This window comes from Porticoccaceae bacterium LTM1, from assembly GCA_030252795.1.
Taxonomy (GTDB): domain Bacteria; phylum Pseudomonadota; class Gammaproteobacteria; order Pseudomonadales; family Porticoccaceae; genus SCSIO-12696.
The window spans coordinates 264,436-290,329 of the sequence record CP127080.1; the positions used below are offsets into that span (position 1 = coordinate 264,436).

The window sequence follows — 25,894 nt, forward strand, 5'->3', positions numbered from 1 at the left end:
TCCAGTTGAATGTTAATGCTGTGTAAAATGGCGCTTTGTGATGGCTGCAGACTTCAATGTGAAGGCTGCAGCAATTGGTGCCATAGTGAATAGCTGCTAATCAAGATTCCCGAATGGGAGGGTTATCTGTCGGTCCTTGTTGAGCGTCTGTCTGTTCGTTCCTGCTTTTGCTCCGACTTTGCGTTATTAGCCTGTTCCTCCGTTTCTGCCAGTAACTCCTCAATCTTGCCAGCCAGCCTTTCACCATGCAGATCAAAGTAGCGTGCTTTACCTGTTTTATCTAGAAGGATGGTGTAGGGTATATAGCTCACGTCGTTAAGAGTCTGCGCTTCTTTGACTCCATTGTCATAGATGTTTGGCCATGACATGCCATTTTCTTCCACGGTGCTGATAACGTTATCGATTTCATCTTCATAGTCACCAGATACACCTAATATTTCAAATCCCTGGTCACGATATTTGTTATGGAGCGCAACAAGTTCTGGGACTTTTTTCATGCAAGGGCCACACCAGGTCGCCCAGAAGTCAACCAGTAACACTTTGCCTTTATAGTCAGAAACAGAAATAGTGTTTCCGTCCAGATCCGGTCCACTGAAAGGTACGAAAGATTTGCCCTGAACGCCTATGACAGGATTGCTTCCATCGGCATTGTAGCTTTTAAGGGTTTCAATCAGCTTGGGCGTGAAGTTTCCATATTTTTCTGCAGCCGCAATTATCTGACCTTTCAGTTCTTCAACATTCCAGTTTTCGCTGGATTCGGTGCTGGCCACTTTTTGTAAAAAGATGTAGTAAAAATCAAATGCGAACCCAGGCTCATTGAGGTAATAGTTTATGTACATGTTGAAACGATCAAGATCTTTGTTCTCGGAAAGGTCTTGAAAGGCATGGCCGAGTACGTAGTGTTTTACCGGGTTTGCTAATTTGCTGTCGTACTTGTTAGGTAGAGTGTTGGGGAACTTCCCTTTGTATGTTCTCAGGAAATTTTCAAAGCTCTTTTTCATTAGTTCGGCAGGATTTTCCAGAGTTTTTTTGCTTACAGTAATGGCCCACCACTCAAGCCATTGATGCTGTTTCAGGTCAACTTTACCTGCATACTCGGAGGTCCATTTGTCCACTTTGGGTTTCATTACTTTCCAGGTGTCTTTATAGGTCTGGTCGGCACCCTTCATTTTTTCTGCTTGGGTAAAGACATACTTCTGATATTCCAGAATCTGGTTGTATGCCGTTAAGGATATTGGGTCCATCTCTTCTGCGTTTGTGTTGTCACTGTTGCAGGCGACAGCGGCTAGTAATAAGCCAGCGCAGACTATTAATTTTTTGAACATGTCCTTTCCCTCTCAAACTATGAAAAACGGGGCTACATAAGTAGCCCCTAAAATTTACCAGTAAATCTTAAAAACGAGTGTTGATTTTTAATGAAAAGGCTCGGCCACGAACATCAAAGCTGTATCTGTTGATCTCCTGGCGTCTAAGCTCCTGATCATAGTCGGTGCGAATGTAGTATGTTTCTACTTCGCGGTCACTCTTCCAAATGCTGTCTACCGTGAAAGCAATTTGTGTGCTGTCCAGCCAGCTGGGTGAGTCGAACAGGCTGCCATTGGCAAAGTCGTAGCTAACTCTCATATTTACAGACTGTGCCGGCTTGGTGGTTTCCGCGTAAAGGTTAAGCGGTTCGCCTTCGTCCCAGTTGTTCAAGTTTCCGGATGCAGGCACGGGTCTTTGGATGATAGTTGTCTCTTCCCGATAGTTTCCTTGCAGGTTAACGTTCAACCCTTTGTAATCCCAGTTCAAACGAAGTGATCCGGAGTTTCTGGGCAGTGGCACTGTGTTTGGAAAATTCAAGCGACTAACAGTGTCGACAGTATCAATTGGCTTATTGAAATTTTCGTCAAAATTCTGGCCAAATGGGCTGTCGTAGTCACATTGGGCACCTTTGTCACAAATGTTGGATTGAACAATCTCATTTGTGTCCAGATACTGGTGGCGCCAGGTAATTAACCAATCACCAAAGTCGGTAGTAAAGTTATAGTTGACTCGCATATCAGCACCACGGTTAAAGGTGTTGCCGATATTAAATACACGCTTGTCAAAGATAAGGTCACCCGGCATTGCTTCATAGTAAACAGGAACGCCATCACGTCCAGGGGCTGTAAATACAAAAGCATCCTCTGGGTTGTTTTCGGGGTCTGCATAACGTATCAGTGGATTGTTTGCTACGTTTTCTGGAAGCAGGGCATCATAAGTCAGCTTGCGGTTGATGTTTGGTGAGCCAATCTGGTCATAAGTAGCAGACTCAGTCAGGTTTACTTGAATATTCAAGCCATCAACAAACGTCGGTCGAAAGATGAAGCCAAGTACAGAGCCGTAGTTTCTTTCCGATTCCAGGTGGTCAGAGCCACCCCGGATGCTCCAGATCTGATCTCTTACGACAGAGTCATAACGAGAGTCATAGATGGAGTTGTAAACCAGGTAACTTGGGCTGCGTTGTATGACTTGCTCACGTGCAGAGCGAACTGCCTCTGGAACCTTCAGGCTATAAGTTTTGTTATAGCGAACCGTCATCCAGTCGTTAATCTGCCAGTTAAGGCCGCTTGCCCAGTTTAAACCCTTGTCTTCAACATTGCCGTACTCTTCATAGCGTGCACTTGCGCTGAACAGAAGGTCTTTCACAAAGGGCACATTCATGTCTTCGCTCACCAGTGGTGCTGACAACTCACCCGCTACAGAATTCGCTTTAGAGCCATACTTTTCACTGTATTCTGTTTCTGTCATGGTGCTGTAGGCATCGCCCTGCAGCAAAGCCGTTTTGAAGAAAATATTGTTGTTTGTAATTTCGTTTTCCTGCATGCGATGCGCAATGCTGAAGTGGCTTCTCACATCACCGGCTGGCAGGCTAAACAGGGTGCCACGCAGGCTTAGATCAATGTCTCTTGATCGGCTGTCATTTGTGGTGGTAAATGCAGGTGTAATGTCTGCCAATAGGGCATCAAGGTTGTCATAACCCAGATTCGGGTCGTTAAAGTCCGTATCTAGATCGACGCGCTCAACAATATATGTCCGTGTTTCAGGGTCGAAAGAAATCAGATCAGCATAACCGTTAAACAGATCGGACAGATTAGGTATGTAAGTAGCTGCTGAAGGAGTAATGCGAGGACGATTCAGTGTAGTTGACGTGTTTTTACCTTCGCCGACACCAAAGCCAAGTACAGCGGTCCAATTGTCATTTATGCTCCAGTCTAACTGGCCACTTAATGACACTGCATTCTGATCAACGTACTGAATTTCTTGAGGGAAGTTATTACGAAATCCGTAACGAAAGTCCACGTTGAAAGGGTTTGATTCAGAATCGGCACGAATAGAACCAAACGTAGAGGGACTACTGGTCAAGCTGGTTTTGTTGGTTTTTGAATAGTCTGCGGAAAGCGATAATTTGAGGTCACTGCCCAATTCCTGATCCAAATCAAAACCAACGTTATAAGTTTTGTCTTCCGGGCTGAGAGAGCGACCCTCAAAGAAGATATGTTCGCTATTGCCGATCACACCTGGCTCCGGGATGTCATAAAGACTAACAGCTTGGCCGGCGTATTCTGGTAATTGCGCTTCTGTAATAGGTGTATAGCCAACAATGTCATTTGGGTCTGGCAATACAGTATTCGCATTTTGTCTAACACGTGGCCCAAAGCTTGCCAGCGGATCTTCCCGATCCACATAAATGGTCTGCTCTTCCCATCGTCTGGTGTAGATGCTGTAAACATCGGCCAATACCGGGTAGCCACCAGACAGACGTTCATTCGGGTCTAAGGTGTCGCCATCATTGTTCAGGTCCTGAACCCACATTATGGGTCCGCCTTCAGAAGCTCTAACGTTACCCGGTGTTGCAGGGGGCAGAGCCAGCTGCTCTTCTTCTGCAAAACCAATTACGCGCTGGTCACCGGTAATGGTTTCCTGGGATTGATGGCCTACATTTGCAGTCATTGATCCACTTTCCCACTGAAAAGTGTGACCAAGGTTAAAGTTCAAGCGCTGACCGCCACCTGCTGCCGTCTCGCTGTAGGTGACGCTGAGATCTGTGCCTTGATACTCTCGGCTGGTGATGATGTTGATAACACCGCCTACCGCATCAGCACCGTAAATAGCCGCGGCACCATCAAACAAAATTTCGATGCGCTCTACACGTTCAATGGGAATATTACTGATATCGGTAATGCCACCAAACTGACCACCTGAAGGGGGGCGACGACCGTTGATAAGAATCAATGTGTACTGTGAGCCAAGGCCGCGAAGATTGGCGCTGCTGCCAGCGAAAACGTTCAGGCCAAGTCCGAAGTCTTCAACGGTGTCTGCATCTGGAAACCCCGAGCCAATATTGGTTGGCGCATTGAGGTTTTGCGGAAGCTGACGAAGAAATTCATCCAGTCGGGTAGCACCGCTACTTTCAATTTCTTCGCGCTTGAAAGTCTCTACCTGACGGGTCATCTTTCCCGGGTCAGTAACCAATCTTGAGCCGGTTACTACCACTTCTTCAATATTTTTATCTTCTTCTTTGGTGCTACCTTCATCAGTTTTTTCACTAATGACAATAGATGTATCGGAAGTGAATTTATATTGCAGGCTGGTTCCATCAAGAATTTTGTTAAGTGCTTCTTTGAGCGTGAAGCTTCCGGATAAAGGCGGAAGAATCAGATTTCTTGATTCGCTCGATGGAAGAAGAATTTGAACGCCTGTGCTTTTCGCCAGTTCCATTAATGAACGATCTGCGCTCATCTGGTCAATTTCAATAGGAAATTTTTTATCGACAGCGTAAGAAGCGACTGAGGTCATCAGTAAGCTTGCTGCCGCAATTCCCAGGAATAGTTTTTTCTGTTTGTACATGAATTCACCTACCCTAATATTGATGATTACATACTCCGAAAAACCGGAGATATTAACTAGACGCGTCAGGGCGGTGCAGCCGTACCTTTTTGAAATTACTTATTTGAAAATTAATCGTCATAATATAAGACCCGAGTTAAACCTTCAGTCACGAAGGTGTATTGGAGGCTTTCCGAAAGTTAATTCAGTGGTCAAGATTAAGTTATTGGCAGATTGAGAATGTTATCGTGCCAGACTTATAGAAGTAACAATCTTGAATCCGGTACAGGGCTTTGGGCTAAGCCCTGCGCCGATAATTGCCAAAGGTATACTAGAGAATTATAGACTCAGTAGCAGAAAGTGGAGTGTGAGCCATGCAGACTGAGGATTATTCTTTGCCGACTATTACTACACGATCGAAATGGCTGGTGACCTCAATTGGCATTACATCCTCGAGGTCTGAAAGTGCTTGGCCAATTTGCTCAACCCGTATGATTGCTGAAACCTCCAGGCCGAGAATATTGGGGTCTTCGATAAGGATTTTCTTACCGCTGTAGCGATTCAATTCCTGAATGACCTTGTACAGGGGGAGCCGCGAAAACTCCAGATACCCATTCATCCAGGTGAGGGAAATATTGCTTCCTGACAGGGTGTAACCTTTTAATTTGTGCTCAGCGGTTGCAATATCCGCGACCCAGCCAGCTTCTATGCGGAATTGATCCACTTCATCAATGGCCTGACTTTCAGCGGTAAGGCTGCTGATTGCAAGGGCATCGGAAAAAACCTCATCCTCTTCTTTGTGGACGCAAACGGCACCATTGACCACGGCAACACGAATGAGATTGGGCTGCTTGTGAACACTGAAAGAAGTACCTAAAACAGTGACCTCACGTTGTCCTGCAAGGACATTGAATGGTCTGGACTGTTCTTTGGTGACATCAAAAAACGCTTCCCCGCGCTCGAGAGTGACTTTTCTCTCGGTATCGGTCATGGTAACCAGGACTTGTGCGCCGCTGTTAAGAGTGATGGTGCTGCCATCATCCAGCGAAACTGTTTTTATCTCTCCGACCCTCGATACGTATCGATTGATATCTTCAGAAGCATCTTCATTGACTTGAGGGAAAAACAGAGTGGCCAAAACGGCTATTGCTGCGATAGAAGCCACTTTCAGTGCTGATAGCCAATGCTGCTTGTTGTTGGAGGTTGTTTGATCCGCCCAATCAAGTACTTCGCCATCATTTCTCAGTGCTTCCATGTCTGCCAGCAGGTGCATGTTGGAGAGATATTCAGCCTTGTATTCTGGATCTGTTTGCTGCCAGCCGTTGATCTCCTTGGCTTCCTGAGGAGACAAAAGCCCAGAGAACAGGCGAGCCGTATTAAGGGCGGCTCTGGATTCGGCTATTCTGCTGAGATTCTTAGTCATGATCTATGTCCCTGTTAGGTACAGCTTTGCGTAACGCCTTGATTGCATTTGCGACGTATTTTTCGATTTGGCGAACAGATACGCCCATCTCCCTCGCAATATCCGTATAGTTCTCGTCTTTGAACCGGGACATAACGAAAGCTTTTCTCCATGTAGGCTTAAGGTTCTTCAAGGCCTCTTTAATGGTGGACAACTCTCTGGCGGCGGCTACGTGTACATCTGGAGATAACTCATAGACTGAGGTATCTCCATCGGGATGATATGTGCGAATGTAGTCTTTGCGGACTATCTTACGCCGCTCCATGTCCACAATCAGGTTGTTGGCTGCTGTGAACAAATACGCTCTGTTTTGTCTCTTGGACAATTGATGCCTGCTCTGGAGCTCTGTACTTCGGGCTAATCGCAGAAAAACTTCCTGAATAATATCGTCCAGTTCTGACTCATTGCGCACCCTTCCAAGCAGGAAACAGCGCATGGCTTCGCCATGATCACGATAGAGCTGTTCAAGCACACGTTGATGCTTCTCAGATCTTCGGCTGCTCAAGTAGATTGCCTGTTTTTTAAGTATTTGCACCATTTAGCCTGGATTGCCATCAAGTGTCCGATACTAACTAGACGCGCGAGGGGCAACAGGCCGTACCTTTTAGATAAGAAATAGTGCAAAAACTTAAAAAGGGCGAATCAGGGGTAAGCTGATTGTGGGCTGAAACGGCTCAACCCCGCGCCCGGTGTAGCTTTTTGTAGCTCTCGATCAACCGCAAATGCCTGTCCAGCCCCTCAAGTTTCATGCTGGTCTTGGTCAGGCCGTAGAATCGAACCTCGCCATTAATAGAGCCGACCACCGCCTTCATAACGTTTTCGCCAAACATTCGATAGAGGTTGTCGTAGTAGTCCTCAAACGCTAGTCCACCGTCCAGAACGATTTCCAGAACAGTATGCATGGCCTGATAGAACAAGCCGCGTTCCACGGTGTTGTCGTTGTATTGGAGGAAGGTTTCCACCAGCTCCATAGCGGCCTCCTGATCGCCCAATGCCAGGTAGATCAGGATTTTCAGCTCCAGTATGGTGAGCTGGCCCCATACCGTGTTTTCGTCAAACTCAATGCCAATCAGGGTTCTGATGTCGGTGTAGTTGTCCAGCTGACTCTCTTCCAGGCGTTCCGCCAGATCGGCAAGCTGGTCATCGTTGAGGGAGTGGATATTGAGAATATCCTCCCGGTAGTGCAGGGCTTTGTTGGTGTTGTCCCAGATCAGGTCTTCCACCGGGTATACCTCGGAGTAACCGGGAACCAGAATGCGGCAAGCGGTTCCGAGATTGGTATACTCGGCCACGTAAACTTCCTTGCCCATCTCTGCAAGGATGCTGAACAGGTAGTCGGATTCATCCTGGTTGGTGCCGGAGCCTTTTGTTGTGGTGAAGTCCCATTCGCAAAATTCGTAATCGTGCTTCGCGCTGAAGAAGCGCCAGCTGATCACACCGGTAGAGTCGATGAAGTGTTCGACAAAGTTTTCCGGTTCGCTCACCGCTTGGCTATTGAAGGTGGGCTTGGGGATATCATTCAGGCCTTCAAAGCTGCGACCCTGCAGCAGTTCGGTAAGACTGCGCTCCAGTGCCACTTCAAAGCTTGGGTGTGCGCCAAAGGAGGCGAACACGCCACCATTACGGGGATTCATCAGGGTGATGCACATCACCGGGAAGCGGCCGCCCAGTGAGGCATCTTTTACCACTACCGGAAAGCCCTGTGCTTCCAGTGCCTGGATACCTTCGACGATATCCGGGTATTTGGCCAGCACCTCTTCGGGGACGTCCGGCAGGGCTATCTCCTGCTCGATAATTTCTCTTTTCACCGCCCGCTCAAAAATTTCCGACAGGCACTGCACCTTGGCTTCATCCAGATTGTTGCCAGCACTCATGCCGTTGCTGAGGAACAGATTTTCGATCAGGTTGGACGGGAAGTACACGGTTGCGCCGTCGGACTGGCGTACATAGGGCAGCGAGCATATGCCGCGTTCTATGTTGCCAGAGTTTGTGTCGATCAGGTGCGAGCCGCACAGTTCGCCATCAGGGTTGTAAATGGCGCGGCAGTAGTCGTCGAGAATTTCATCTGGAAGCTCATCATTGGAGCCTGGCTTGAACCACTTTTCGTTGGGATAGTGCACAAACTCGGCATTGGCGATCTCCTCGCCAAAATACTGATCGTTATAAAAGAAGTTGCAGTTCAGGCGCTCGATAAACTCACCCAGCGCAGAGCACAGGGCGCTCTCCTTGGTGGCGCCCTTGCCATTGGTAAAGCACATCGGTGAAGCGGCATCGCGAATGTGCAGTGACCATACGTGCGGCACGATATTGCGCCATGAGGCGACTTCGATCTTCATGCCAAGCTTTTCCAGAATGCCGGTCATGTTGGCGATGGTCTGCTCCAGTGGCAGATCCTTGCCGAGAATAAAGGTGTTGTCGTGGTCCTCGGGCTGAGCTATCAGCATGGCTTGTGCGTCGGCATCGAGGTTGTCGGTGGCCTCAATCACAAACTCCGGTCCGGTTTGAACCACCTTTTTTACTGTGCAGCGGTCAATAGAGCGCAGTATGCCTTGACGATCTTTATCGGAGAGGTTCTCTGGCAGTTCCACCTGGATTTTGAAAATCTGGTTATAGCGGTTTTCCGGGTCAACGATGTTGTTCTGTGATAACCGAATGCCCTCGGTGGGGATATCCCGGGACTCGCAGTAGACCTTTACAAAGTAGGCCGCGCAGAGCGCCGAGGAGGCCAGGAAATAGTCAAACGGACTCGGCGCCGAACCGTCGCCCTTGTAGCGAATGGGCTGGTCGGTGATAACTGTAAAGTCGTCGAACTTGGCTTCGAGGCGAAGGTTATCGAGAAAGTTGACTTTGATTTCCATGGCGGGCATTCCGGAGTAGATTTCTTTCGCTGCAGACTCAACGCAATGTTGGGTGCGAAGGGTAGAAGTATTATTCGCTGGTAACTGCCAACTTGATAGTCGGTCCAGACAGAGCAGGACTGCCGGCCAGATTCACGGTCAGCTCAGTTAAATTGTCCCAGGCATTATCGCGGCCGAGGCCTTTAATTGCCTGGTCGGTGTTACGAGCCAGGCGCAACATTGCGCGCAGTTGAGGTGGGCTTACTCGGCGCAGGGTCTGTTGGTAGATTGGCTGGCGTTTGTCCCATACCCCGGCGCTTTTCATGGCCTGACTCATTGGCTCGCCGCGGGCACTGGCGTCGACAATCTTCAGCAGAATACGAATTTCCCGCGTGATGGCCCAGAGCACAACTGGTGGTTCGATGCCTTCTTCGCGCAGGCCTCGCAGTGTGCGTGCGGCGCTTTGGGCATCACCGGCGAGGATTTTATCCACCAGGGTAAATACGTTATAGCGCGCGCTGTCGGCTACCACGGTGGACATGGTATTAGCATCCACCTCGCCATTGGGGGTCAGCAGTTTCAGTTTTTCAATTTCCTGAACCGCTGCCAGCAGGTTGCCCTCGACACGATCTACCAGCACATCAATGGCGGCAGAGTTAGCACGAATACCAGCTTGCTGCAGGCGCTGCCCTATCCAGCGGCCAAGTTGATGGGCTTGCACAGGCCAGGTTTGAATCATTACACCGGTGCTCTCCAGCGCCTTTACCCACTTGCTGCGCTGGGCGCTGCCATCCAGTTTGGGGCATACAACCAGCAACAGATTGTCGCTGCTGGCTGCATTGCAATACTCCTCAATGGCTTTGCTGCCCTTGTCACCGGGCTTGCCATTGGGAATACGCAGTTCAAGAATTTTTTTGTCGGCAAACAGCGACAGACTGTTTGCTTCGTTGAGTAGTTGGTTCCAGTCAAAACCGGCTTCGGCGTGGAACAACTCGCGTTCGTTAAAGCCCTGTGAACGAGCGGCGATGCGAATAGCATCGCACGCCTCTTGTACCAAAAGGGGTTCTTCGCCAAATACCAGATAGACAGGGGCCAGTTGCCCCTGCAGATGTTGGTTGAGCTGTTCTGACTTAACCTTCATTGTCTGCCGCAGCGGCTGCCGGGTTGAGGTGTTGCAGGCGGCGGCTCAATTGGCGGACCAGATCATTGCGCAGCTCGGTTTGAATCAGTGCGGCTTCGTCGTTTTTGCCGATTACCTGGTTTTCATCGAAGTCCAGCGAGCGCTCTGCACGCAGGGTGGTGGCAGGCAACAGCTGTTGGCCAGCCGGGTCAAGGACCAGGAATTCAACGGTTTCAACCAGCAGGTATTCGGTGGCGCGTGCACTGGCGCCAACACTGGCTACGCGGCGTTCACTTTTCTGCTTGAGGACCACCACGCTGTAACGAGCTTCCGGTGCGTTGGCTTTCAGTTCCACACCCTGGCGCTTGAGATGGTATTTCAGCTCCTGGGCAAAAGCGGTGCCCGAATCGCCACTGCTGACATGAACACTATCCACGCCGCTGATGCTCTGTTGACCGCGCAGGTGCCATCCGCAGGCAGTGGTTGCCAAAACGGCGCTGAGGATAAGTACGTAACTGAGTATTTTTTTCATTGTCAGTCCAAATTGATATCTGTTCAGGTTGTCATCCTGAGGAGCAAGGCGACGAAGGATCCCGGTTTGGTTTGCAGCATTGAGATCCTTCGCTGCGCTCAGGATGACATCGCGTGGCGATGTTATTTAACCCCGAAAGTGACCAGTTTACCCTTAATCACTTTGCACATCTTGATCTCTTTGCCTTCGATAAATTTCAGCACGTTTTCGTCGGCTTTGGCCATGTCGATAATGGCGTCGTCGCTGGCGTCGGCGGCCACTTGCAACTTGGCGCGTACCTTGCCGTTCACCTGTACCACCATCTCGATGGAGCTGCGCACCAATGCGGCTTCATCGTGAGATGGCCACGGTGCGTCAATAACAGCACCTTCGTGGCCAAAGGCATTCCAGAGTACGTGGCTGATGTGCGGCGCGACCGGAGCCAGCAGCAGGGTGGCGGCTTCCAGGGCTTCGCGCTCAACGGCCAGACCCTGCTCGGAGCTGTCGTCAAATTTGCCTACTTCATTCATCAATTCCATCACCGCTGCGATGGCGGTGTTGAAGGTTTGACGGCGGCCGTAGTCGTCGCTGACTTTCTGAATAGTTTCGTGGGTTTTACGGCGCAGATCTTTTTGTGCTTCTGTCAGTGCGTCCACATTCAGCGCAGCAACCTCGCCCTTGGTCAGGTGCTCCTGGGCATTTTTCCACAGGCGGCGCAGGAAGCGGCTGGCTCCTTCCACGCCGGAGTCATGCCACTCCAGGGTTTGCTCGGGGGGCGCGGCAAACATGGTGAACAGGCGCACGGTGTCGGCACCGTACTGGTCCACAGCGGTTTGCGGGTCGATGCCGTTGTTTTTGGACTTGGACATCTTGATGGTACCGCCCACTTGCAGCTCTTCGCCGGTGGCGGTTTCCACTGCCTTGATAGTGGCGCCCTTATCGTCTTTTTCCAGAGTCACGTCGAGCGGATTGACCCAGGTCTTGCTGCCGTCAGCGTGCTCTTTGTAGAACGATTCAGCCAGCACCATGCCTTGGCAGAGCAGGCGCTTGAACGGTTCGTCACTGCTCACCAGGCCTTCGTCGCGCATCAGCTTGTGGAAGAAGCGTGCGTACAGCAGGTGCAGGATGGCGTGCTCGATACCGCCCACATATTGATCCACCGGCAGCCAGTAGTTGGCGGCTTCCGGGTTCAGCATTGCCTCTTCGTAGTTGGGGCAGGTGTAGCGGGCGTAGTACCAGCTCGACTCCATAAAGGTATCGAAGGTATCGGTTTCGTGTTCCACCGGTTGGCCGTTCAGTTCGGCCTTGCGCCACTCGACGTCTTGTTTGATCGGCGAGTGTACGCCGTCCATCTGCACATCTTCTGGCAGCAGCACCGGCAGTTTTTCCAGCGGTACTGGGATCTCCCCGCCTTCCGGTAAATTAAACATCGGGATTGGTGAGCCCCAATAGCGCTGGCGGGAAACACCCCAGTCACGCAGGCGGAAGTTGGTGGTGACACGGCCTTTGCCGAGGCTCTCCAGTTTGGCGGAGATAGCATCAAAGGCGGCGTCGAATTCGAGGCCGTCCCATTCTTTAAGAGAGTCGCCGGAATTAACCAGAATGCCTTTTTCGACGAAGGCTTCTTTGCCGAGATCTATGGCTTCGTCACCTGCAGGAGCGATTACTTGTTCAATTGGCAGGCCCATCTTGGTGGCGAACTCCCAGTCGCGCTGGTCGTGCGCCGGAACCGCCATCACCGCGCCGGTGCCGTAATCCATCAGCACATAGTTGGCCACCAGCACCGGCACTTCGCGTCCGGTGATCGGGTGAATGGCCTTTATACCCAGATCCATGCCTTTCTTTTCCATGGCGGCCATATCGGCTTCGGCCACGGATTGGGATTTGCACTCCTGAATAAACGCGGCCAGCTCAGCATTGTCCTTGGCCAGCTCCAGGCTGATTGGGTGCTCAGCAGCGATGGATACGTAAGTCACGCCCATCAAGGTGTCTGGACGAGTGGTGTACACGTCGAAACTGTTCAGACCGGCCACTTCGGTAGCCAGGTCAAAGGTCATCTCTACACCGCGGCTCTTGCCGATCCAGTTGCGCTGCATGGTTTTGACCTGCTCAGGCCAGCCTTCCAGCTGGTCGAGATCATTCAGCAGCTGATCGGCGTAGTCAGTGATTTTGATAAACCACTGCGGAATCTCTTTGCGCTCTACCAGCGCACCGGAGCGCCAGCCGCGACCGTCGATTACCTGTTCGTTGGCGAGCACGGTTTGGTCCACCGGGTCCCAGTTCACCGTGGCCATCTTTTTGTACACCAGACCTTTCTCGTACAGGCGGGTAAAGAACCACTGTTCCCACTTGTAGTAATCCGGTGCGCAGGTGGCCAATTCGCGGCTCCAGTCAAAACCAAAGCCCAATGCCTGCAGTTGGCCCTTCATATGGCCGATATTGCTGTAGGTCCACTTGGCCGGCGCGGTTTTGTTGGCGATGGCGGCATTTTCGGCCGGCAGGCCAAAGGCGTCCCACCCCATTGGGTGCAGCACATTCTTGCCCAGCATACGGTGGTAGCGTGAGATCACATCGGTGATGGTGTAGTTGCGCACGTGGCCCATGTGCAGGCGGCCACTGGGGTAGGGGAACATGGCGAGGCAGTAGTACTTTTCGCGATCCGGGTCTTCGGTTACTTCAAAGCACTGGTTCTCGGCCCAGTACTGTTGGACTTCCTGTTCAATGGATTCGGGGGTGTAGTGTTCTTGCATCGCTTGTGTTCAACCGCAGTGGAGGTTCATTAGGGAATTCGTAGGTCAAGCGGGCAATTATACGGCCTATGGCTAGGGATACCTAGTAGGCAGCCTTTACCCTTCTTAACAAAAATGATCTGACAGCGAATAGCGGTGGTGCGCCGATGAAGAGTCATTAATCAGGATAACCACAATCAAACTCAATTGAGGAGCGAGAATGAAGCAACTATTGGTGTCCTTATTACTGGTGTTTGCTACGCCTGGTGCAATAGCGGACGGTATTCATTTTTTCAATGGCAGCGTCGCTGATGCGCTGAAAGAGGCCGAACACCAGGGCAAATTGGTGTTTGTTGATGTCTACACGCCCTGGTGTGCCCCCTGCAAAGTGATGGTGAGGGAAATTTTCCCAAGGGATGAAGTGGGCGATTTCTTCAACAGCCGCTTTATCAATATAAAGCTGGATGCTGAGGATGAAGACTTCAATGGCCCGGAGCTGGCTGAGCGGTATGGTGTGGACAGCTATCCAACTTATCTGTTTTTGACGGCCGACGGTGAGGTTCAACACCGGCGAGGCGGGGCCATGACTGCAGCTGAATTAATTGATCTGGGCAAACAGGCTCTTGGCGAAGACGCTGTGGATTTTGAACGCCTGCAGGTTCGTTACCAGCAAGGTGATCGAGAACCGGACTTTGTTCGTACATTTCTCACTTACAAATCAATAGGAGCGGAGAAAATTGCAAAAGACGATGTTAAAGCACTGCTGGATTACCTTCAGTTTATGGATGGTGCGGCCAGTGAATATTTTGCAACGCAGTCTTCTGATCAATTGCTCACTAAAGCCAACTTTGAATTGATCGTCCAATATCGCGGGAGTCAGCCCAAGATTGATGATCCACTGCTTCAGTTTGTGTTCGACAATTATCCCGCGTATGTGTCGCAAGCGGGCGAAGTTCCGGTGGCAAATTTGATCGTTAAAGTGAATAACACCGCAATTGAGCAGGCTGCAGCTGCTGGAGACCGTGAAAAAGCTAACCAATATCTGGCAGCGATTAAGGGGGAGCTTATGAACCCTTATCAGGTGTATCAGCGTCACCAGCCGGTGGCCGATCAATATTGGCAAATGTCACACCTGCTGCAGGCAAGGCTTGCCCAGTCGGAAGGCGATTGGGCATCCTATATGAAAAAAATGGGTAATTACCTCGAGGGTGAAGGAGAGAGCGCTGGTGCCTGGAAGTGGTTTTCGGTGGGCCGTGATGTTTTGAGTTCGACAGAGGATATAAGAATACTGAAGCGTGCGGAGCGATTTATCAAGATTGGCTATGAGCAGGGTAAAAGTGCCCACACTGTGATGACGTATGCCGAGTTGGCCAAGCGACTCGGGGATAAAGTGAAAGCGAAAATTTTGTATATAGAGGCAATTGTGCTCTGTAAGAAAGAGTATGGAGAGGATGCTCCGATTCTAGGTTCACTGAATGAATCGCTGAGTTCCTTGTAGTAGATAGTCGTTAAAAATAATTTCTATAAATATGAGTGGGCGAAATTTTCCGGGCCATTAATATTTTTTCTCTAACAGTCGTCAGAAAACTTCTTCCCTGATTATTTTCACTATCAATAAAAAAGGGCGCCATTGGCGCCCTGAAAAGGGATGGATAACAATCAGAAATTAAATGTTTTCTTGGCTTCAAAATAGACGATGCGACCGCGAACATCTGTTCGGGAGCTGTCGTATTGGCGACCCATGTTGTTCAGAATCGGAAAGTGCTGGTTAAGCACATTGCGTGCACCGAACAGGAATCGCCAGCCACTCTCATCAAGTGTGTAATGTCCTGTCAGGTCGATGGTGCTGTAGTGCTCCACTTTTTCCTGGAAGGCGCTGATTGATGAGGGGAACAGAGCATTTGTTCGATTGTTCAGGTAACTGCTGCTGTAATTAACCTGTACAGTGGCCCCGTAATTGTTCCTGACAAAACCAAGGCGGGCAGTTCCTACCCAATTATCAATACCATTGATCAGGCCGACCTGATTAATGCTCGGGGAAATGGGCAATGGTTTGCGTTCAGAGGTTTTGGTGTAAGTGCCGTACAGCGCTGCATCCCATGAGGCCCATTCGGTATCAAACAGATATTGAATGTTGAAGTCGACCGACTCACTGGTAAAACCACCAGTATTTACCGGGACATTATTAACCATGGTAATTGCGTGGTCTGCCGGGCCCACTCGCACATAGGTACCATTTGGATTAAAAAGGTTGCCAGGCTCGTCTGACACAAAACGATAGATGGAATATCCCGCCATACTTTCACGGGTATAAACATCACCATTCAGAAGAGTGGCAGCTGCCGGGAAAAAATCACCACCGATAGTGGCAATCTGGTCTTCCAATTCGGATTTGGTGTAGGTTGCCGATAGGGTCAAGCCTTCCAGAAAGGCTGGTGTCCAATCGAATCCCAAAGTAATCAGTTCACCGGTTTCAGGATCCAGGTTGGTGTTGCCGCCAATAATACTGGAGGGCAATACAGATTCCGGGGGATCCGCAGATAATTGCTCCCATGTGGTCAGGTCATACTCCTGGCGAAAGCTATCGACTTCGCTTTGATAGTAACGAGCCATATAGGTATCGACCATCATCAGTTCGCCGGTGTCCGGATTGGTCGCCCACTGGTCAAAGATTTGGGCATTTTGTTGAACGTTGTTGGCTTGCAGAATTTCGGAATAATCCGGGGCACGGAATACTTCCGACCAGGTGCCGCGAATTTTCAAATCTTCAACCGGTCGCCAGGCAAAACCAATTTTGGGAGAGGTGTGGGCGAAAGTTGCTTCGTCCAAAGTACCTTCTGGCCCTGGAGTGAGTCGATTTGCTTTTACCTGATATTCATCCCAGCGCAGAGATGCCTGCAGTTCCAGGGAGTTAATCAGTGGCAGGGCGTTATCTTCACTGATGATGGGAATTGAAAAGTCGGTAAACAGGGATTTTACCGAACGCTCGGGCTCATCAGTGTCGCCGGCCGTATCATTCACAAATGGCGAGCTGATTGTGCGCTTGGAGTTGTCTGTGTAGTCGAGCTGATCCAGTCGGTATTCTGCACCTAGTGCCGCTCGCAGAGAACCGCCGGGAAGTTCCATCAGGACGCCATCCGCAGTAGCTTTGAATGATTGAACGGTGGAGACCGGTGACCCGTTATCGGTCATTCGCACAAATTCGGTTAGCCGCTTGCTTTGCGCTGTACCATTGCCGAAGGGGTTGTATACCTGATCGGCAGACAGAGCCACCTGATCGGCTACCGTTGCGGCGGGAGTGCCATCTGCAGCCATAGGTATGTACTGATCAGTCCACCAACGTCTCGGGTCGTAATCCGGATTTTCCATCATTCGCACACCGCCCATAAATTCGGCGAAGGCGATGCGATCTTCCAGGGAGTTTGACTTGGCTGTCAGGCTCAGCACTTGGCTCTCACTGTAAGATTCGCTCCAGGCGGCAGAAGTCTCGAGTCTCCAATCGTTGGGAAGGGCAAATTCCAGCCCACCGGTAAAAGACTTCTGGATTTGATTGGTGTCATTTATGGCGCGGGAAATCAAGCCGCTGTCGGCTTCGTGGATAAATTGATAGCCGATATTGGTATCGACACCAAGACGATTCAGGGGGTGGCCACCTTTCACCTCTGCATTGGAAGTGATGTATTTGCGGCTGCTGTCGGTATCGTTCTTGGCGTATTGCAGGTCGACAAATGCGCTGATGCTGTCAGTGAGATCCTGATTGACAATCAACGAGAAAGTCTTGTTTTTGCGGCTTGGGCTCAGGTGCTCTGGAACACCTGAATCCGGGTCAATATTGGCGTTGGACATGTCGGCACTGGTCCAATCTTCAGTGCCATCAAAGCTGTCTGGTAGGGATCTGGGGATTGGCCGTGCGATCACGCCTGGTGAACCAAATGAGTTGAGTCTAAAGTCGGTGCCGCCATCGTCACTCTGGTCGACGGTTAACCAACCGGCCTTTTCGGAGGAGACGCGCTTATTCTCTTTGTAGCTCAGGGTGGCGGTCAGGTCGCCGGTTCCCCAGTTGGTGCCAAATACCTGGCTCAGTGAGTAGGCGTTGCCACCGTGGATTGAATCTTCCATGCGGACGGCGGTTTCGCTGCCTGTCCAACCCTTTTTCATAATAAAGTTAATTACACCGCCTACGGCATCGGCACCATAAATGGACGAGGCGCCATCCAGAAGGATTTCCACACGCTCAATAGCGGCAAACGGTACGTTGGAGAGATTGACAAAATTCCCTTCAAAAATTGGTGAGCCCGCAGTGCGGCGACCATTGACCAGTACCAAGGTGTTCTGGATTCCCAGCCCCCTGAGGTTGGCGGCGGCGTTGCCTTGCAAGTCGGTGACACCCCCTTGTTTGCCGGAGGATAAAATAGTATCGGTCATACTGCTCGATACATTCAGACTGGCGTGGTTTTGAGGGAGGGAGCGAACAATATCTTCCGCACTGTGAACACCCATCCGCTCAAAGTCTCTTGCGGTCAGGGTAATCATGGGTGAAACCGGGTTTACATTGCGCAACAGTGTTCCTGTCACCACAATTTCTTCAACTGGCTCTTCTTCTCCTGCTGCTTTTTCTGCTTGGATTTTGGACTCGCTCTCCCTTACTACATAGGAACCGGAAGTGGTCACTTTGAATTCCAAACCGGTGCCTTTCAGGAGTGCGGCAAGTGCAGCTTCGGTGCTGTAGCTGCCATTCAGTGCATTGGCATTGATGCCTTTGGCTTCATCAAAAGAAAACAGCATTTGAATGCCGGCTTGTTCGGCAAATTCATTCAGGGCCTGAGTGACAGACTGCTTATCAATATTGAAATTGGATTTTTCGACTGGCTCGGCAAAGGCCAGTGAAGCGGACATCGCCAATGCGCTGCATAAACTGGTAAAGCGTACAGCCGACTTGAGACTGCGCTTTACTTCTTTTTTCAGGTTATTCATCTAATACCCCTCTTGGATGTCAATTATCTCGGCCTGCGTTTTTCAATGCGACCGGGAGTAATAACCCCCAACGTGAGGAAAACCGCTATAACGCTAAACATTATTTCTGGGTCATTTTCAGATAAACCAGTTTCGGTGAGTGGCGTTTGACTTCTACCTGAAAACCTTCTTCCAGAACATTCAGAAATTCATTGATATCACCGGTTTTAAAAACACCACCAACTCTCAGTTCACGAACAGCGGGTTCGGAAAGAATAATGCGAATATCGGTGTAACGACTGAATTCGGAGATGGCTTCCTCCAGGGTCTCACCTTGAAAACGAAGTTGTCCTGTTCGCCAGGACAGAAAACGTTCCAGCTGATCATTGGAGGCGGTTTGTATAGATTCTATTCCTTTATTGTAGGTAACTATCTGGCCGGCATCCGCATAGGCTAATGGCTTTTCCATTGGGGGTGTCGGAGACGGCTGGGCAGCGAGAGGTGTGACTTTTACCCGACCCTCTGTGACAGCGACTTCCACACTGCTCTGTTCCAACTGGATGGCGAAGGCGGTACCAACTGCTTCTACGTTGCCGCTGCCAGCCTGAACCACAAACGGACGGTTTTTGTTGTGTGCGACATCAAAATAGGCTTCACCGCGCAGTAGTCGCAGTTGGCGAATGTCATTGCTGTATGCCACCTCGACAACGCTGTTGGTATTAAGCTGGATTGTTGAACCGTCGTCCAGTTCGACAGTGCGTTGCTCGCCGATACTGGTGGTGTACACCAGGGGTTCAGCCTGTTGTTGCCAGGACGTTGGATAGAGCAGGCCAATTGCCATGACTACGAGTGCCGCTGCAGCGAATGACAGCCAGGTTCGATTTGCTCTACTTGGTCTGGTCTGGGCGGGGATGGAGGTTGAGTCCAGTTCTGATGTGGTTGTCAGCAATGGCTGGAACAGCGCCAGGATATCCATCTCTCCCCATACATCGCCAAGTTCACTAAACACGGACCGGTGACGGCTGTCGCGAGATAGCCAGTGTTCAAATTCCCGATGAAGTTTGCTATCGGCGTCTTCGCCATCCAGGCGAGCCAGCCAGAGACTGGCTTCCTCGCGAATCCGATTGTACTCGGTCATGTCGTATACATTATCAGTCATGACTACTTTGTCCTGAATTCATGCAAGCTTCCGCGCTTGCCGTTGTTGCCGCCGGAGGTTCCTTTCTCTGCCAGAAAGTCCCTACAGGCCAATGCACCTTTTGCAATGTGTTTTTCGATTGTACTTATCGAGATGCCGAGCTCGGCAGCAATCTCCTTGTGGCTCAGGCCATAGACCTTTCGCAGTACAAACACCCGCTTGCACTGTGGGGGGAGAGCATCCACGGCTTCACAGAGCAAACCAAATTCCTGGCTGGCCATTACCTGCTGTTCGAGAGTCTGTTCATTACCTGTGACCCCCAGTGACTCAATATCCCCTATAGAATCTGTTGCCCGAGTGACCTTGTTGCGAATGTCTTTAAGTGCCAGGTTGTGAGCGGTACGGAACAGGAATGCTCCAGGGCTTTCTATTACCCTTTCTCTGGCAGCCCGAAAGCTGTTAAAGAAGGTGTCCTGAAGGATGTCTTCAACATCATCCTGAGTTTTCAGGAACTTGCCGAGGTATGACTTGAGCGCTGACCGATAACGCTCAAAGGCCTCACTCAACCGCTGTTGAGAAGCTGTAGGCAGAGCCTTGTTGCGATGCTTTTTGGGGGGAAGCAGAGGCATATCTTTCTGGGGTAACGGCAAGTGTTGGTACCTGTCAGTTTAGCTTTTCAGGGCGTATCAGACACTAGGACCCGCCAACCAGAAAAAACCGCTACTGCTATCGGAAATTTTTTGAAGGCGTTAAAAAGCGCGACCCTGTCGCCAGAGCCGCGCCGAGGTTCTGCGTAACAAACGCAGAAGGAGGGAGGGGTTATCACTGGGCGGCCCGTGTTTTTGTTCGTTTTTGGCCGGAAAAAGCCCAGTGATTACTTATATAAACGTTTGAAACGAGTAAATGCCCCACTTTTTGTAGGTTTTTTTTAAAAACCTGGCTTATCCAGCTCCCTCTTCTGCTGCCATGTAGATGGCTTTGACTTGTAGGTTAGTCAGGGCGGATATTTCCTGAAAGTCATCACCAATCAGGTTCAAATGCCCCATCTTTCGTCCCGGCCTCAGAGTTTTCTGGTAGTCATAACAGCTCATCCCAGAGGCTGCCAGTGTTACCTGTTGAGGGGAGACGCCCAGCAAATTGACCATTGCACAGGGTTTGTGCTGGCTGGTCGCTCCCAGTGGCAAGCCGGTGATGGCGCGTAGATGGTTCTCAAACTGACTGGTGGCGCAGCCATCCATAGTCCAGTGACCACTGTTGTGAACCCGTGGAGCCAGTTCGTTGACCAGCAATCCGGTGTCGGTAACGAAACACTCTACGGTCAGTACGCCAACGTAATTGCTCTGGGTCATTATTCGCTCTATCAGCTGATGTGCTTGTTGATGAACTGAGTCGGGACAACTGGCTGGAGCGATAGAGGTGAGTAATACGCCATTGCTGTGTTGGTTTTCGGTTACCGGGTAACTGAGAAATTCCCCGTTGGAATTGCGTACCCCGATTACTGACACCTCTTTGTGAAAGCTCACCTCTCCCTCAACAATCGACTCCTGCTGCAGAATTGCCTCAGTGTGTTGATGGAGATCATCAGCACTTTTTAGTCGCCACTGATTCAGTCCGTCGTATCCCTCTTCACAGCTTTTCACAAACACCGGATAACCCAGTTCTGTTACTGCATTGATCAGTGAGTCGACAGAGTTGCACAGCGCGTGATTAGCGGTGTCTATGCCCATACTATTGAGCCACTGTTTTTCCAGATAACGGTGCTGGGTAAGGCGAATAACTTCTGGGTCCGGATAGACCGGACAGAAGGCCTTGAGCTGTTTCAGCAGGGCGATATCCACGGACTCTTTTTCCACGGTGATCACGGACGGTTTGCCCAGCGCGTGGTAAAGTTGCTTGGGGTCATGATTGTCATTCAGCGTGACGATGTTCCCATAACCCTCAACCGGCCGGCTGTCTTCACCAGCGCAGCGTAGAAAGCTGCAGCTGATGCCAAGTTTTTTGCCGGCCTGAGCCATCATTCTTGCCAGCTGACCGGTTCCAACAATCGCTATGTTCATTCTTCGATCTCGAAGAGAACGGCTTCGGTTTGGGCGGCGCGCCAGGCTTTCAGGCGCTCACGCAGAGCCTCGTCTTTCAGCGCAAGCATCTGGGCAGCCATCAATCCTGCGTTAAAGGCTCCCGATTCACCAATGGACATGGTGGCGGTGGAGACTCCTTTCGGCATTTGTACAATGGAAAGCAGGCTGTCCATGCCGTTGAGGTGACGGCTTGCCACCGGCACGCCGATGACCGGCAGCCAGGTTTCCGCAGACAGCATACCTGGCAGGTGAGCAGCACCGCCGGCACCAGCGATGATTACTTCAACACCATTGCCCTCGGCGCTGTGGGCAAATTCGACCAATCGTGACGGAGTACGGTGTGCGGAGACCACACCAGCTTTCCATGGAACCCCCAGGGCTTCGAGAACTTCAGTGGCTTTTTGCATGGTGGGCCAGTCGGATTTTGAGCCCATAACGACAGTAACGGTTGCGAATTGCATGGTGATAATTCCTTCAGGTCAATTGGTGTGCGATGGCCAGGTAGGCGGGAATACCGACCAGCACGTTAAAGGGGAAAGTGATGGCCAGTGAGCCGGATAGGGGCAGGCTGAGGTTGGCTTCTGGCAGGGCGACGGACATGGCTGCAGGTACCGCGATGTAAGATGCGCTTGCCCCCAGGGTGGCTAGAAGGGTGATGCCGCCAGCCGAGAAGTCCAGCCCCCAGGCGATTAATCCGCCCAGTACTGCACCAGCCAGTGGCATGGCAATGGCAAAGCTGGTCAGGAATAAGCCTTGCTGTCGCAGGGTGCCGATTTGTCCAGCGGCTACACGCCCCATTTGCAACAGGAACAGTGCCAGAACACCGTGAAACATTCCGGAGAAGAACGGCATAATGTTGTCGGTTCGCGAGCCTCCCCACCAGCCGATTAACAGGCCTCCAACCAGCAGCACTACACCTTGGTTCAGGAAGAGCTCATGGCAGAGTTGCTTGCGGTTATCGACCTTGCTATGGCGCTTTGCCAGCCAGATACCTACCGCGATAGCGGGAATCTCCAGTGAAACCACAAATAGTGGGAAGTAGGGCTCGTAGAAGGTGCCCTGCGCTTCCAGTACAGACACAGCCACAGCAAAGGTGGCGACACTGACCGAGCCGTAATGGGCGGCAGTGGAGGCGGCGTCATTGCGTGACCAGCCCCCGACTTTTTTCAGCACAGGGTAGGCGATAAAGGGAATTGCGACACCAAGGCAGATCACCAGCAGGGTTTGAGGAATCAGGTTCAGGCTGGCGTATTTATCCAGAGCCACTCCGCCTTTCAGGCCTATGGCCAGCAGCAGGAACAGGGTCAGTGTCTGGTAGAGCCCTTTGGGAAAGTCGATCTTGCTATTGACCAGCGTCGACAGCATGCCAAGAACAAAAAAGGCAACGACTACATCTATCTGCATCGCCGCTTACCTCTTGTCCGGTTGTGAAAGCGTAGAAGGAATGGCCTTGAGCTGACTGAATGGCAACCGCTGCATCGCCAGGGTCAGGCCGTTGGCTATCAGCAGTGCGGCACCGATGATGGTCAGCGACCAGCTAATAATCTGCTGGCTGGCAAGCAAGGCTGCCAGGCAAGTAATTACAGCGCCTGTGGCGATTCCAAAGATCAGTTGTCGGGCATTCATGTGCGGCTCCCTGGTGCAGTTGATTTCAGGCGCGCATGATGCAGATGTTGATTCATAATTAAAAATAGATAATATCTAGTGTTAAAATAGACGATTATCTATACATTATGACTTCCAGACTTCACGCTCATATTGGAACCTTACGCCAACTGGAGATCCTGCTGGCCGTGGTCAGAGAGGGCAGTGTTACCGGCGCTGCCAAGGCGCTGCACCTGACCCAGCCCACTGTTTCCATGCAGTTGAAAAAATTGAGTGAGGCGATCGGAATGCCACTCTTTGACCAGATTGGTCGAAGAATTCAGTTAACCGATGCTGGACGTGCTGCAGTGGAGAGTGCTCGTGAGGTGCTACTCAGTATTGAGCAGCTGGATATGAAGCTGGCGCAAATGCGAGGGTTGACCACAGGTACTCTGCGGCTGGCTGTGGTCACTACTGCCAAGTACTTTATCCCCCATTTGCTGGGTGATTTCTGCAAGCTCTACCCGGGTATAGATGTCGATTTGAAAGTGGATAACCGCCAGCAGATTGTGAAGCGATTACAGTCGGGTGAAGACGATTTCTGTGTGTTCAGTCATCCACCCCAGAATGATGAGTACAACTTGATCGAATTTTTGCCCAACCGGCTGGTGGCCATCGCCTCGGAAGATCACCCAATGAGTGGTCGCAGCAAAATCAGCCTGGAAGAGTTTTGCAATGAGCCATACATCATGCGGGAGAGTGGCTCGGGAACGCGATTTGCCATTGAGCAGCACATGGCAAAGCATAATTGCGAACTGAATGTGCGGATGACCATTCAGAGCAATGAGGCGATCAAGCACATGGTTATGGCAGGCATGGGGGTGTCGATTCTCTCTGAGCACACACTCACTTTCGGCGGCAGTGCCGGCCTGTCAGTTCTGAAGGTGGATAAACTGCCAATTCATACCAACTGGTATATGGCCAACATGAAAACCCGCCATGAGTCTCCAGTGGCAAGGGCTCTGCTGGATTACGTTATGCAAAACCAAGAGTCACTGTTGCTGGAAGGATTGGATTAGGGTGGGACTGTAATGACCAGCTTTATTGCTGCTTGCGCGAAACTGCAATGACCGCCACCAGGGACATAACAGCAATCAGCAGGATCGGCCAGCTGCCTAATGTTCCAAATGGCGTGGTGCCTGCTCTTGGGGTTACCTTTCCACTTAACATTCCGCTGGTAAATTGCGGCAAGGTGTCGGTGAGGTTTCCACGGTGGTCCACCAGCGCGGTAATACCATCGTTGGTGGCGCGAATCAGCGGTTTGCCATTTTCCAGTGCCCTCATTTGCGCCATGCTCAGGTGTTGCAGGGGGCCGAGTGAATCGCCAAACCAGGTATCGTTACTTACGGTAAGCAGCAGTTCAGCCTCTTTGCCAACCTGGCGAACCAGCTCGGGATAGGCAATTTCGTAGCAGATAGCGGTGCCAACCGGATGGCCCTGGGCGATCAAAAGCGGTTGATCAGGTGACCCCGATGCAAACTCCGACATCGGCAGATTGAAAAAGTCGATCAGGCCACGCAGCAGGGAATCCATGGGCAGATATTCACCAAACGGTACCAGGTGTTGTTTGCGATATTCGCCGCTCGCCTCGCCGAGGGTTGTAACCGTGTTGTAGTAGCGATCAGTAGTAAAGTCGAAACTGGGCAAGCCAATGATCATGCCAGCACCACGATGGCGAGCATTGGCATCCAACTGCGCCAGCAGTGGTTCCAGCCGGTGTTTGAGCTGCGGTATGGCCGCTTCCGGCCAGATGATCAGGTCGTTGCCCCACAGCACCTCATTGTATTCGAGGTTATCGCTGATGATTTTGTTCAGGTGAGCCGTATCCCAGCGCTGCTGCTGGGCAATATTGGGCTGCAGCAGTCCTACACTGATGGAATGTTCACTGGGCTGGGTCCAGTTGACCTGGTTGAGCCCAAACCCTCCCAGCCAGAACATAATTGTGACAGCGATGGCGACGGGGTAAAGACGGCTTCCTTTGGCTGCTTTACGCAGAGCTATCGCAGCCCCGCAAAACGCGATAATCCAGCTGATTCCCCACACGCCAGTTACCGGCGCCCAGCCAGCGAGCCAAGTTTCGAGATGGCCGTAGCCAAGAAATACCCAGGGAAAGCCGGTCAGTATCCAGCTCATGCCCCACTCCGACAGCACCCATACGGCGGGAAAGCCCAGCAGGCGAGCCAGATTGCTTTGTTGGCAGAAGCGTCCGTAAAGCCAGAATGGCAGGGCAAAAATTACTGCCAGTGCAGAGACAAAAATACCGGTGAGCAGCAGCGCCAGTGGCACGGATGCGTTACCGTAAACGTGGATACTGACATAAACCCAGGACGCGCCCACCGCAAACATCGCAAAGCCGAACAAAGCACTGAGCCAATAGGCCTGTTTTCCGTTGCTGCGTTGCAGTAGCAGTGCCAGCAGGGTGCAGCTGGCAATACCGACCGGCCAGTAAAACCAGGGAGCGAGGGAGAGTGGCAATGCCGCTCCGGCAATCAGGGCCAGAGCGGGGCGAAGCAATTTATTCGCCCAAGCGGGAGCGGCGTTCATGGCAGTTCCGTTGGTTATTTTTGTTAG

General features: G+C 51.2%; 18 protein-coding genes. 2 read left to right on the forward strand and 16 right to left on the reverse strand.

The features are described from left to right. Window positions 1–122: 122 nt before the first annotated feature. The 8 genes from QP938_01325 to leuS all read right to left on the reverse strand — a co-directional run bounded on the left by QP938_01325 (window position 123) and on the right by leuS (window position 13,531). Window positions 123–1,325, reverse strand: coding sequence for a TlpA disulfide reductase family protein (locus tag QP938_01325; protein ID WIO74568.1), 1,203 nt, complete (start codon window positions 1,323–1,325; stop codon window positions 123–125). Window positions 1,326–1,392: 67 nt separating this feature from the next. Then, window positions 1,393–4,872, reverse strand: a complete 3,480-nt coding sequence (locus QP938_01330; protein ID WIO74569.1) for a TonB-dependent receptor plug domain-containing protein — start codon at window positions 4,870–4,872, stop codon at window positions 1,393–1,395. Between the two features lie 367 nt (window positions 4,873–5,239). Next, a complete protein-coding gene (locus tag QP938_01335; protein ID WIO74570.1) occupies window positions 5,240–6,274 on the reverse strand; it encodes a FecR domain-containing protein in 1,035 nt (344 codons plus the stop codon). Then, window positions 6,267–6,818, reverse strand: a complete 552-nt coding sequence (locus QP938_01340; GenBank protein WIO74571.1) for an RNA polymerase sigma factor — start codon at window positions 6,816–6,818, stop codon at window positions 6,267–6,269. The genes QP938_01335 and QP938_01340 overlap by 8 nt, the downstream gene beginning before the upstream one ends. Window positions 6,819–6,987: 169 nt before the next feature. Continuing rightward, on the reverse strand, window positions 6,988–9,171 hold the full coding sequence (locus QP938_01345; GenBank protein ID WIO74572.1) for an OsmC domain/YcaO domain-containing protein: 2,184 nt from the start codon (window positions 9,169–9,171) through the stop codon (window positions 6,988–6,990). Between the two features lie 70 nt (window positions 9,172–9,241). Next, complete coding sequence (holA, locus tag QP938_01350; protein ID WIO74573.1) at window positions 9,242–10,291, reverse strand: DNA polymerase III subunit delta; 1,050 nt, start codon at window positions 10,289–10,291, stop codon at window positions 9,242–9,244. Further along, entirely contained in the window at window positions 10,281–10,802 is a 522-nt protein-coding gene (lptE, locus tag QP938_01355) for an LPS assembly lipoprotein LptE (protein WIO74574.1), read from the reverse strand. The genes holA and lptE overlap by 11 nt, the downstream gene beginning before the upstream one ends. A 122-nt stretch (window positions 10,803–10,924) precedes the next feature. Then, complete coding sequence (leuS, locus tag QP938_01360) at window positions 10,925–13,531, reverse strand: leucine--tRNA ligase (GenBank protein WIO74575.1); 2,607 nt, start codon at window positions 13,529–13,531, stop codon at window positions 10,925–10,927. A 199-nt stretch (window positions 13,532–13,730) separates the two neighbouring features. Between leuS and QP938_01365 the strand changes: the two genes are divergently transcribed. Beyond that, window positions 13,731–15,008 (forward strand): thioredoxin fold domain-containing protein, encoded by a 1,278-nt coding sequence (locus QP938_01365; GenBank protein ID WIO74576.1) that lies wholly within the window; start codon window positions 13,731–13,733, stop codon window positions 15,006–15,008. Between the two features lie 161 nt (window positions 15,009–15,169). Here the strand turns inward: QP938_01365 and QP938_01370 are convergent, their stop codons facing one another. From QP938_01370 to QP938_01400, 7 genes are all read right to left on the reverse strand, one after another. Next, entirely contained in the window at window positions 15,170–18,484 is a 3,315-nt protein-coding gene (locus QP938_01370) for a TonB-dependent receptor (protein ID WIO74577.1), read from the reverse strand. Window positions 18,485–18,584: 100 nt separating this feature from the next. Continuing rightward, window positions 18,585–19,622: a FecR family protein gene (locus tag QP938_01375; protein WIO74578.1), complete on the reverse strand. Its 1,038-nt coding sequence runs from the start codon at window positions 19,620–19,622 to the stop codon at window positions 18,585–18,587. Window positions 19,623–19,624: 2 nt separating this feature from the next. Next, complete coding sequence (locus tag QP938_01380; GenBank protein WIO74579.1) at window positions 19,625–20,251, reverse strand: RNA polymerase sigma factor; 627 nt, start codon at window positions 20,249–20,251, stop codon at window positions 19,625–19,627. Window positions 20,252–20,542: 291 nt separating this feature from the next. Then, window positions 20,543–21,658, reverse strand: a complete 1,116-nt coding sequence (locus QP938_01385; protein WIO74580.1) for a 5-(carboxyamino)imidazole ribonucleotide synthase — start codon at window positions 21,656–21,658, stop codon at window positions 20,543–20,545. After that, window positions 21,655–22,140, reverse strand: a complete 486-nt coding sequence (gene purE, locus QP938_01390) for a 5-(carboxyamino)imidazole ribonucleotide mutase (protein WIO74581.1) — start codon at window positions 22,138–22,140, stop codon at window positions 21,655–21,657. Before purE ends, QP938_01385 begins: the two co-directional genes overlap by 4 nt. Before the next feature lie 13 nt (window positions 22,141–22,153). Beyond that, window positions 22,154–23,083 (reverse strand): sodium-dependent bicarbonate transport family permease, encoded by a 930-nt coding sequence (locus tag QP938_01395; protein WIO74582.1) that lies wholly within the window; start codon window positions 23,081–23,083, stop codon window positions 22,154–22,156. Window positions 23,084–23,089: 6 nt separating this feature from the next. After that, on the reverse strand, window positions 23,090–23,305 hold the full coding sequence (locus QP938_01400) for a hypothetical protein (GenBank protein ID WIO74583.1): 216 nt from the start codon (window positions 23,303–23,305) through the stop codon (window positions 23,090–23,092). 107 nt (window positions 23,306–23,412) lie between these two features. Here QP938_01400 and QP938_01405 point away from each other — a divergent pair, with 107 nt between their 5' ends. Next, on the forward strand, window positions 23,413–24,342 hold the full coding sequence (locus QP938_01405) for a LysR family transcriptional regulator (GenBank protein ID WIO74584.1): 930 nt from the start codon (window positions 23,413–23,415) through the stop codon (window positions 24,340–24,342). Window positions 24,343–24,364: 22 nt separating this feature from the next. Here the strand turns inward: QP938_01405 and lnt are convergent, their stop codons facing one another. Further along, window positions 24,365–25,867, reverse strand: coding sequence for an apolipoprotein N-acyltransferase (gene lnt / locus QP938_01410; GenBank protein WIO74585.1), 1,503 nt, complete (start codon window positions 25,865–25,867; stop codon window positions 24,365–24,367). Window positions 25,868–25,894: the final 27 nt, after the last annotated feature.

Coding starts and splice junctions, on each gene's coding strand:
- QP938_01335 (WIO74570.1), bottom strand. CDS start 6,274: ATGACTAAGAATCTCAGCAGAATAGCCGAATCCAGAGCCGCCCTTAAT.
- purE (WIO74581.1), bottom strand. CDS start 22,140: ATGCAATTCGCAACCGTTACTGTCGTTATGGGCTCAAAATCCGACTGG.
- QP938_01400 (WIO74583.1), bottom strand. CDS start 23,305: ATGAATGCCCGACAACTGATCTTTGGAATCGCCACAGGCGCTGTAATT.
- QP938_01325 (WIO74568.1), bottom strand. CDS start 1,325: ATGTTCAAAAAATTAATAGTCTGCGCTGGCTTATTACTAGCCGCTGTC.
- QP938_01345 (WIO74572.1), bottom strand. CDS start 9,171: ATGGAAATCAAAGTCAACTTTCTCGATAACCTTCGCCTCGAAGCCAAG.
- lnt (WIO74585.1), bottom strand. CDS start 25,867: ATGAACGCCGCTCCCGCTTGGGCGAATAAATTGCTTCGCCCCGCTCTG.
- QP938_01395 (WIO74582.1), bottom strand. CDS start 23,083: ATGCAGATAGATGTAGTCGTTGCCTTTTTTGTTCTTGGCATGCTGTCG.
- leuS (WIO74575.1), bottom strand. CDS start 13,531: ATGCAAGAACACTACACCCCCGAATCCATTGAACAGGAAGTCCAACAG.
- holA (WIO74573.1), bottom strand. CDS start 10,291: ATGAAGGTTAAGTCAGAACAGCTCAACCAACATCTGCAGGGGCAACTG.
- QP938_01365 (WIO74576.1), top strand. CDS start 13,731: ATGAAGCAACTATTGGTGTCCTTATTACTGGTGTTTGCTACGCCTGGT.
- lptE (WIO74574.1), bottom strand. CDS start 10,802: ATGAAAAAAATACTCAGTTACGTACTTATCCTCAGCGCCGTTTTGGCA.
- QP938_01330 (WIO74569.1), bottom strand. CDS start 4,872: ATGTACAAACAGAAAAAACTATTCCTGGGAATTGCGGCAGCAAGCTTA.
- QP938_01405 (WIO74584.1), top strand. CDS start 23,413: ATGACTTCCAGACTTCACGCTCATATTGGAACCTTACGCCAACTGGAG.
- QP938_01375 (WIO74578.1), bottom strand. CDS start 19,622: ATGACTGATAATGTATACGACATGACCGAGTACAATCGGATTCGCGAG.
- QP938_01370 (WIO74577.1), bottom strand. CDS start 18,484: ATGAATAACCTGAAAAAAGAAGTAAAGCGCAGTCTCAAGTCGGCTGTA.
- QP938_01385 (WIO74580.1), bottom strand. CDS start 21,658: ATGAACATAGCGATTGTTGGAACCGGTCAGCTGGCAAGAATGATGGCT.